Raw genomic sequence first — 8,270 nt, forward strand, 5'->3', positions numbered from 1 at the left:
GGCACCTCCAGCGTGTCCTCCAACCAGGCCACCACCGTCGCCGACGAAAACCTCGCCGCCATCGAATTCCAGACCCGCCGCGCCGTAGAAATCGCGACCGCCCTCGCCAAGGGCCTCCGCGGCGCCTGAGGCTCCCCGGCCCCCGTCTCCCGGCCGCCGTCCCCGGCCGGAGCCCGCGCCCTTCCCCCTGTCGTCATAGGAGACACAACAGTGGACAACACTCTGCTCGACATTCGGCTCAAGCCGGCCCTGCAACAGCCCACGTGGGACGACGAATCGCAGGTGGAGCGGGTGCGGGAGGAGCTGAGCGTCCGGCCCGCGCTGGTCAGCGCAACCGATGTGGACACCCTGCGGTCCCTGCTCGCGCGGGTCGCGGCCGGCGAGGCCGTCGTCGTGCAGTCCGGCGACTGCTCGGAGGACCCCGACGAGTCGACGGCCCACCACGTGGCCCGCAAGGCGGCGGTCCTCGACCTGCTCGCCGGCGCCATGAAGATGATCACCCATAAGCCGGTGATCCGCGTGGGCAGGATGGCCGGGCAGTTCGGTAAGCCGCGCTCCAACGACACCGAGCGCATAGGCGACCTCGAACTGCCCGTCTACCGCGGCCACATGGTCAACGGGCCCGAGCCCGACGAGGAGAGCCGCCGTCCCGACCCGCTGCGCCTGCTCACCGGCTACATGGCCGCCAACGACATCATGGGCCACCTCGGCTGGCGCAAGCCCGTCGGCCGCCCGGTCATCGACCCGCCGGTGTGGACCAGCCACGAGGCACTGCTCCTCGACTACGAGGTGCCGATGCTCCGCCGCGACGACGCCGGCCGGCTGCTGCTCGCGTCCACGCACTGGCCCTGGATCGGCGAGCGCACCCGCCAGGTCGACGGCGCCCATGTCGCCCTCCTCGCCGAGGTCGCCAACCCCGTCGCCTGCAAGGTCGGCCCGTCGATGACCATCGAGGAGCTGCTGACCCTGTGCGAGCGGCTCGACCCGGCCCGCGAGCCCGGCCGGCTCACCCTGATCGCCCGCATGGGCGCCGACAAGGTCACCGAGAAGCTGCCGCCGCTCGTCGAGGCCGTGCGCGCCGCCGGACACCCCGTCATCTGGCTCACCGACCCGATGCACGGCAACACCGTCACCGCCCCCGGCGGCCTCAAGACCCGCTACACCACCACCGTCGAGCGCGAGATCTCCGGATTCCAGCTGGCCGTGCGCTCCAGCGGCGGCATCGCGGGCGGCGTCCACCTGGAGACCACCCCCGACGACGTCACCGAATGCGTACTCAACGAGCACCGCGTCGCGCACTGCGGTGACCACTACACCAGCTTCTGCGACCCGCGGCTCAACCCCGGCCAGGCCGTCTCGGTCATCTCCGCCTGGCGCGCCTGACCCCTTCCACTTCTCACGGAGGTTCGGACCATGCAGCAGAAGATCGCCCTCGTCACGGGCGCAGCGGGTGGGATCGGCGCCGCGGTCGTCCGGGCCCTGGCGGCCCGCGGAGCCACCGTCGCCGCGGTGGACCGGGACGAGGCCGCGCTCAAGCAGCGCGTCGCCGAACTCGCCGAGGAGGGCCTCTCCGTGGAGGCCTTCCCCGCCGACGTCACCGACAGCGCCCAGGTCGCCTCGCTCGTCGACGAGACCGAGCGGCGCCTCGGGCCGATCGACTTCCTCGTCAACGCGGCGGGAGTGCTGCGCCTCGGCGAGGTACGGACCTTCAGCGACGAGGACTGGGCCGCCACCTTCGCGGTCAACGCCACCGGCGTCTTCCGGGTCTCCCGCGCCGTCGTCGACCGGATGGTGGAGCGCCGCGCCGGCGCCATCGTCACCGTCGCCTCCAACGCGGCGAACACCCCGCGCAGCGAGATGGCCGCGTACGCCGCCTCCAAGGCCGCCGCGTCGCTGTTCACCAAGTCGCTCGGCCTGGAGGTCGCCAAGTACGGCATCCGCTGCAACCTGGTCGCGCCGGGCTCCACCGACACCCCGATGCTCAGCTCCATGTGGCACGACGAGTCCGGCCCCAAGGGCACCATCGAGGGCCGTCCCGAGGCGTTCCGGGTCGGTATCCCGCTGGCCAAGCTGGCCCAGCCCACGGACATCGCCGACGCGGTCGTCTTCCTGCTCTCCGACCAGGCGGCCCACATCACCCTGCACGACCTCACGGTCGACGGCGGAGCGTCGCTCGGCGCCTGAACGCCCGCCCCGCGCACACTCCTTCACCCCAGTACGAGTCACGAGAGGACGGTCATGGCCGGGATACCGCCCATCGAGGCCTATCCGTTGCCGACGGCGGGCGCCCTGCCCCCCAACACCCCCACGTGGTCCATCAGCGCGGACCGCGCGGTGCTGCTCGTCCACGACATGCAGCGCTACTTCCTCAACCCCTTCCCGCAGCCGCTGCGCGACCGGATCGTGGCCAACGCCGCCCAGCTGCGGGACCGCTGCGCCGCCCATGGAGTCCCCGTCGCGTACACGGCGCAGCCCGGCGGCATGACTCCGGAACAGCGCGGCCTGCTCGCCGACTTCTGGGGCCCCGGGATGAAGGTCGACCCCGCCGACCGTGCCGTGGTCGACCCGCTCGCCCCCGCCTCCGGCGACTGGCTGCTCACCAAGTGGCGCTACAGCGCCTTCTTCAAGACCGATCTGCTGGAGCGGATGCGGTTCCACGGCCGCGACCAGCTGATCATCTGCGGCGTCTACGCACACGTCGGTGTCCTCGCGAGCGCCGTCGAGGCGTTCACCAACGACATCCAGACCTTCCTCGTCGCCGATGCCATCGGCGACTTCACCGAGGCCGAGCACTGGCAGACCGTCGACTACGCCGCCAAGCGCTGCGCCGTCGTCACCACCACCAAGGAGGTACTGGGATGAGCGAGGACCGCGCCCCCCGAGACCTGCCCGACGACGCCGGCGATCTGCTCGGCCGGGTGCTCGGACCGCGCCCGCCCGCCTTCGCGGTGCTGCACCGCCCCGAGACCACCGGGCCCGACGCCCTCGACATCCTCCTCGGGGACGTCTCGCTGCCGGCGACGCTCGCGGACATCCCGCTGCCCGACGGCCCCGGCACCCCGGGCGCCGCGCGCCAGGAGGTCCTCGCCGTCGTCCCGTACCGTCAGATCGCCGAGCGCGGATTCGCCTGCAACGACGACGGCTCGCCGCTGATCGCCATGACCGTCGCCGAGCAGACGACCGTCCCCCTCGAGGCGGCCCTGGCGCGGATCCCGAACATCCCGACCCGGCTGGCCGGCGGCCACTTCGACGTCGACGACTCCGCCTACGCCGACATCGTGCGCAGGGTCATCGCGGACGAGATCGGGACCGGCGAGGGCGCCAACTTCGTCATCCGCCGCTCGTTCACCGCCGACATCACGGACTACGGGCTGCCCAGCGCGCTCGCCTTCTTCCGGCGCCTGCTGGAACGCGAGTCCGGCGCCTACTGGACCTTCATCATCCACACCGGGGAGCGGACCTTCGTCGGCGCGTCCCCGGAACGGCACGTCAGTCTCAGCGAGGGCACCGCCGTGATGAACCCCATCAGCGGCACCTACCGCTATCCGGCCACGGGCCCCACCCTCCCCGGCGTCCTCGACTTCCTCGCCGACCGCAAGGAGGCCGACGAGCTCTACATGGTCGTCGACGAAGAGCTCAAGATGATGGCCCGGATCTGCGAGGCGGGCGGCCGGGTGGTGGGCCCCTACCTCAAGGAGATGGCCCGCCTCGCCCACACCGAGTACTTCATCGAGGGCCGGACGGCCCGGGACCCCCGCGACATTCTGCGCGAGACGCTGTTCGCGCCGACCGTCACCGGCAGTCCGCTGGAGAGCGCCTGTCGTGTCATCGGCAAGTACGAGCCCCAGGGCCGCGGTTACTACAGCGGCATGGTCGCGCTCATCGGCCGGGACGCCCACGGCGGACGCACCATGGACTCCGCCATTCTCATCAGGACCGCCGACATCGACAGCACGGGACGGGTGCGGATCGGTGTCGGCGCCACACTCGTTCGCCACTCCGACCCGGAGTCCGAGGTCGCCGAGACCCGGGCCAAGGCCGCCGGGCTGCTCGCCGCGCTGGAGGACGACGGAACGTCGCGCTTCCACGCCCATCCCAGCGTGCGAGCCGCCCTGGAGCAGCGCAACGAGACCATCGCCGGTTTCTGGCTGGCCGAGGACGGGGCGCGCGGCCGCCCCGACCCGGTCCTGGACGGACAGCGCATCCTGATCGTCGACGCCGAGGACACCTTCACCTCGATGATCGGGCAGCAGGTCCGCTCCATGGGGCCCCGTGTCACCGTCCGCCGCTTCGACGAGGAGTACTCCTTCGACGGCTACGACCTCGTCATCATGGGGCCCGGCCCGGGCGACCCGCGCGAGGCCGACCACCCGAAGATCACGCATCTGCGCGGCGCCATCGGGACGCTCCTGGAGCAGCGCCGGCCGTTCCTCGCCGTCTGCCTCAGCCACCAGGTCCTGAGCCTGCGCCTGGGTCTCGACCTGGCCCGCCGCGACGTGCCCAACCAGGGCGTCCAGAAGGAGATCGACCTCTTCGGCAGCCGTGAACGCGTCGGCTTCTACAACACGTTCGCCGCCCGCAGCGCGTCCGACGCGATCCACTGCCCCGACATCGGCACGATCGAGGTGAGCCGGGACCCGGAGACCGGAGAGGTCCACGCGCTGCGCGGCCCCCACTTCGCGTCCATGCAGTTCCACGCCGAGTCCGTTCTCACGCAGAGCGGGCCGCGCATCGTGGGTGACCTGCTGGGCGCGCTCGTCACCCGCGTGCCCGTGGCGTGATGACCGGCCCGCTGGTCGTCCTCGTCGGCCCCATGGGCTCCGGCAAGTCCACGGTGGGCGCGCTGCTGGCCGAACGGCTCGGCGCGCCCTACCGGGACACCGACGCGGACGTCGTCGCCGCCGACGGCCGGGAGATCCCCGAGATCTTCGCGGCCGACGGCGAGGCACGCTTCCGCGAGCTGGAGCGCCTCGCCGTACGAGCCGCCGTCGCCACCCACCCGGGCGTCCTCGCCCTCGGTGGCGGCGCGGTCGTCGACCCCCGCACCCGCGCGCTCCTCGGCGGTCAGCCGGTCGTCCATCTGTCGCTGGACGCCGACGAGGCGGTCCGCCGGGTCGGATCGGACGCAGGGCGCCCGCTGCTCGCCGGCCGCTCCGATCCACGGGAGCGCTGGCGGCGCCTGGCCGAGGCCCGCCACCCGCTCTACGCCGAGGTCGCCCGCGCCGTCGTCGCCACCGGCGGCCGCACCCCCCAAGAGGTCGCCCAGGCGGTCCTCGACGCACTGGAGCTGAAGGACGTATGACCGAACGGACCGATCGGACAGTGACCCGCATCCCCGTCGGGGGCAGCGCCGGCACCGATCCGTACGAGGTGCTGGTCGGCCGGGGACTCCTCGGCGAACTGCCGGCCCTGATCGGCGCGAAGGCCCGGCGGGTGGCCGTGATCCACCCGCAGGCCCTCGCCGCCCTCGCCGGATCACTGCGCGAGGACCTCGAAGGCAGCGGGTACGAGACCCTCGACCTGCGGATCCCCGACGCGGAGGGCGCCAAGACCGCGGAGACGGCGGCCCGGTGCTGGGACGAGCTGGGCCGCGCCGGATTCACCCGTACCGATGTGATCGTGGGCTTGGGCGGCGGTGCCACCACCGACCTGGCCGGCTTCGTCGCCGCGAGCTGGCTGCGGGGTGTGCGCTGGATCGCCGTACCGACGACCGTCCTCGGCATGGTCGACGCGGCCGTCGGCGGCAAGACCGGCATCAACACCGCCGCCGGCAAGAACCTCGTCGGCGCCTTCCACCCGCCCGCGGGGGTCATCTGCGACCTGACCGCTCTGGACTCGCTCCCGGTCCACGACTACGTCGGCGGCCTCGCCGAGATCATCAAGGCCGGTTTCATCGCCGACCCGGTCATCCTCGACCTCATCGAGGCCGACCCGCGGGGCGCCCGCCGCCCCTCCGGCCCGCACACCGCCGAACTGATCGAACGCTCCATCCGGGTCAAGGCCGAGGTCGTCTCCAGCGACCTCAAGGAGGCGGGGCTGCGCGAGATCCTCAACTACGGCCACACCCTCGCCCACGCCATCGAGAAGAACGAGCGCTACACCTGGCGCCACGGCGCCGCCGTCTCCGTCGGCATGGTCTTCGCCGCGGAACTGGGCCGCCTCGCGGGCACAATGGACGACGCGACCGTCGCCCGGCACCGCTCGGTCCTCTCCTCCGTCGGACTGCCGCTCACCTACCGCGGCGACCAGTGGCCGAAGCTCCTCGAAACCATGAGGGTCGACAAGAAGTCCCGGGGCGACCTGCTGCGCTTCATCGTCCTCGACGGGCCCGCGCGGCCGTCCGTCCTCGAAGGACCCGACCCCGAGATCCTCGTCGCCGCCTACAGCGAGGTGTCCGCGTGAACCGCCGGGTCCTCATCCTCAACGGCCCGAACCTCGGCCGGCTCGGCTCCCGCGAGCCCGACGTCTACGGCGCCACGTCCTACGCCGGCCTGGTGGACACCTGTCAGAAGCTCGGCGCGGAGCTGGGCTTCGACGTCGACGTGCGGGAGACCAACTACGAAGGACAGCTGGTCGACTGGCTGCACGAGGCGGCGGACGGCTCCCTGCCCGTCATCCTCAATCCGGGCGCCCTCACGCACTACTCGTACGCCGTCCGGGACGCCGCCGCGCAGCGCACCGCCCCGCTCATCGAGGTGCACATCTCGAACCCGCACGCACGCGAGGAGTTCCGGCACCTCTCGGTCGTCGCCCCGGTCGCCAGCGGCACGATCACCGGCCTCGGCATCGGGTCGTACCGGGTCGCCCTGCGCGCCCTGGCCCACGAGTTCGCCGACGACGCGACCACCCCCGGGCCGGCCGCCGGACCCGCCGACGAACCGGAGATCCGATGACGACCGCCGCCACGACACCGGCCCCCGGCCGGACCGCCCGGATCCCCGGCTCGAAGAGCCTCACCAACCGGGCCCTGCTGCTCGCCGCGGCCGCCGAGGGCACCACCGGACTGTGGGCACCGCTCGTCAGCGAGGACACCCTCGCCTTCCGCACCGCCCTCACCGACCTGGGCATCCCCGTCCGCGCCACCGCCGACGACACCTGCTGGGAAGTCACCGGCAGCGGACGCGGCCCGACCGGGCCGGCCCGCGTATGGTGCGCCGACGCCGGCACCGCGGCCCGCTTCCTGCCGCCGTTCGCGGCCACCGGCACCGGCGCGTTCACCTTCGACGGCTCCGCCCAGCTGCGCGCCCGCCCGCTGTGGCCGCTCGCCGACGCCCTCACGCGGCTCGGCGCCCCGCTCCGTACGGAGACCGGCGGCACCCTGCCCCTCGTCCTCGACGCCACCGGCCTCGACGGCGGTGAGATCGTCCTCGACTCCTCGCTGAGCAGCCAGTTTCTGACCGGACTGCTGATGGCCGCGCCGTTGATGCGTACCCCGCTCGTCATCGGCGCGCGGGACCTCGTCAGCCGCCCGTACATCGACATGACCCTGGCGCTGATGCGTCACTTCGGCGCCGAAGTCACCGAAGTGGAGGGCGTCCTGCGCGTCACCCCCGGCGCCTACCGGGCCGCCGACCTGGTGATCGAGCCGGACGCCTCCACCGCCTCGTACGTCTTCGCCGCCGCGGCCGTCACCGGCACCACGGTCACCGTCCCCGGACTCGGCAGCGGAAGCCTCCAGGGCGACCTGCGGTTCGCCGAGGCGCTGCGGCTGGCCGGCGCGGACGTCGACATCGCCGCCGACTCCACGACGGTCACCGGCACCGGCCGGCTGACCGGCGGCTTCGACATCGACATGGGCGAGATCTCCGACACCTTCATGACCCTCGCCGCGATCGCGCCGCTCGCCGACCAGCCCATCACCATCCGGGGCATCGGCCACGCCCGGCTCAAGGAGTCGGACCGGATCGCCGCCGTCACCCAGAACCTCCGAGCCGCCGGGGTGCACGTCGAGGAGGGTCGAGACTGGGTCGTCGTGCACCCCGGCACCCCCGCTCCCACCCGGATCGCCTGCCACCGCGACCACCGGATCGCGATGGCGTTCACGGTGCTGGGTCTCGGCGCGACCGCCCTGGGGCAGCCCGCCGGGACGATCACCCTGGACGACCCCGCGTGCGTCGGCAAGACCTTCCCCGGCTTCCACACCGAGCTGCGCCGGCTCTTTCCGGCGTACGACCTTGAGGAGCATCGTTGAGCAGGTTGCGTTGGCTGACCGCTGGGGAGTCCCACGGACCCGCGCTGGTGGCGACGCTGGAGGGTCTTCCCGCCGGCGT

8 protein-coding genes are annotated in these 8,270 nt (G+C 72.6%); all 8 read left to right on the forward strand.

The annotated features are described in order from the left end of the window. Window positions 1–210 precede the first annotated feature (210 nt). Genes ACZ7J0_RS33575 through aroA form a run of 8 tightly spaced genes read left to right on the forward strand, consistent with a single transcriptional unit; the run spans window position 211 to window position 8,191 of the window. Window positions 211–1,383: a 3-deoxy-7-phosphoheptulonate synthase gene (locus ACZ7J0_RS33575; protein ID WP_470893843.1), complete on the forward strand. Its 1,173-nt coding sequence runs from the start codon at window positions 211–213 to the stop codon at window positions 1,381–1,383. A 30-nt stretch (window positions 1,384–1,413) separates the two neighbouring features. Continuing rightward, window positions 1,414–2,184, forward strand: a complete 771-nt coding sequence (locus ACZ7J0_RS33580; protein ID WP_470893845.1) for a 2,3-dihydro-2,3-dihydroxybenzoate dehydrogenase — start codon at window positions 1,414–1,416, stop codon at window positions 2,182–2,184. A 54-nt stretch (window positions 2,185–2,238) separates the two neighbouring features. Next, a complete protein-coding gene (locus ACZ7J0_RS33585; protein ID WP_470893847.1) occupies window positions 2,239–2,862 on the forward strand; it encodes an isochorismatase family protein in 624 nt (207 codons plus the stop codon). Then, the gene (locus ACZ7J0_RS33590; protein WP_470893849.1) at window positions 2,859–4,781 is read left to right on the forward strand and encodes an anthranilate synthase family protein; all 1,923 of its coding nucleotides are present in this window, start codon (window positions 2,859–2,861) and stop codon (window positions 4,779–4,781) included. The genes ACZ7J0_RS33585 and ACZ7J0_RS33590 overlap by 4 nt, the downstream gene beginning before the upstream one ends. Continuing rightward, window positions 4,781–5,302: a shikimate kinase gene (locus tag ACZ7J0_RS33595; protein WP_470893851.1), complete on the forward strand. Its 522-nt coding sequence runs from the start codon at window positions 4,781–4,783 to the stop codon at window positions 5,300–5,302. The genes ACZ7J0_RS33590 and ACZ7J0_RS33595 overlap by 1 nt, the downstream gene beginning before the upstream one ends. Then, on the forward strand, window positions 5,299–6,402 hold the full coding sequence (gene aroB, locus ACZ7J0_RS33600; protein WP_470893853.1) for a 3-dehydroquinate synthase: 1,104 nt from the start codon (window positions 5,299–5,301) through the stop codon (window positions 6,400–6,402). Before ACZ7J0_RS33595 ends, aroB begins: the two co-directional genes overlap by 4 nt. Then, window positions 6,399–6,893: a type II 3-dehydroquinate dehydratase gene (gene aroQ / locus ACZ7J0_RS33605; RefSeq protein WP_470893854.1), complete on the forward strand. Its 495-nt coding sequence runs from the start codon at window positions 6,399–6,401 to the stop codon at window positions 6,891–6,893. Before aroB ends, aroQ begins: the two co-directional genes overlap by 4 nt. Continuing rightward, a complete protein-coding gene (aroA, locus tag ACZ7J0_RS33610) occupies window positions 6,890–8,191 on the forward strand; it encodes a 3-phosphoshikimate 1-carboxyvinyltransferase (protein ID WP_470893856.1) in 1,302 nt (433 codons plus the stop codon). The genes aroQ and aroA overlap by 4 nt, the downstream gene beginning before the upstream one ends. The last annotated feature ends 79 nt before the right edge of the window (window positions 8,192–8,270 follow it).

This window comes from Streptomyces sp. NPDC038280 (assembly GCF_055600045.1).

Bases quoted from the DNA above. Each gene is read 5' to 3' on its own strand.
- aroB (WP_470893853.1), top strand. From the start codon at position 5,299: ATGACCGAACGGACCGATCGGACAGTGACCCGCATCCCCGTCGGGGGC.
- ACZ7J0_RS33595 (WP_470893851.1), top strand. From the start codon at position 4,781: ATGACCGGCCCGCTGGTCGTCCTCGTCGGCCCCATGGGCTCCGGCAAG.
- aroA (WP_470893856.1), top strand. From the start codon at position 6,890: ATGACGACCGCCGCCACGACACCGGCCCCCGGCCGGACCGCCCGGATC.
- ACZ7J0_RS33580 (WP_470893845.1), top strand. From the start codon at position 1,414: ATGCAGCAGAAGATCGCCCTCGTCACGGGCGCAGCGGGTGGGATCGGC.
- ACZ7J0_RS33585 (WP_470893847.1), top strand. From the start codon at position 2,239: ATGGCCGGGATACCGCCCATCGAGGCCTATCCGTTGCCGACGGCGGGC.
- ACZ7J0_RS33590 (WP_470893849.1), top strand. From the start codon at position 2,859: ATGAGCGAGGACCGCGCCCCCCGAGACCTGCCCGACGACGCCGGCGAT.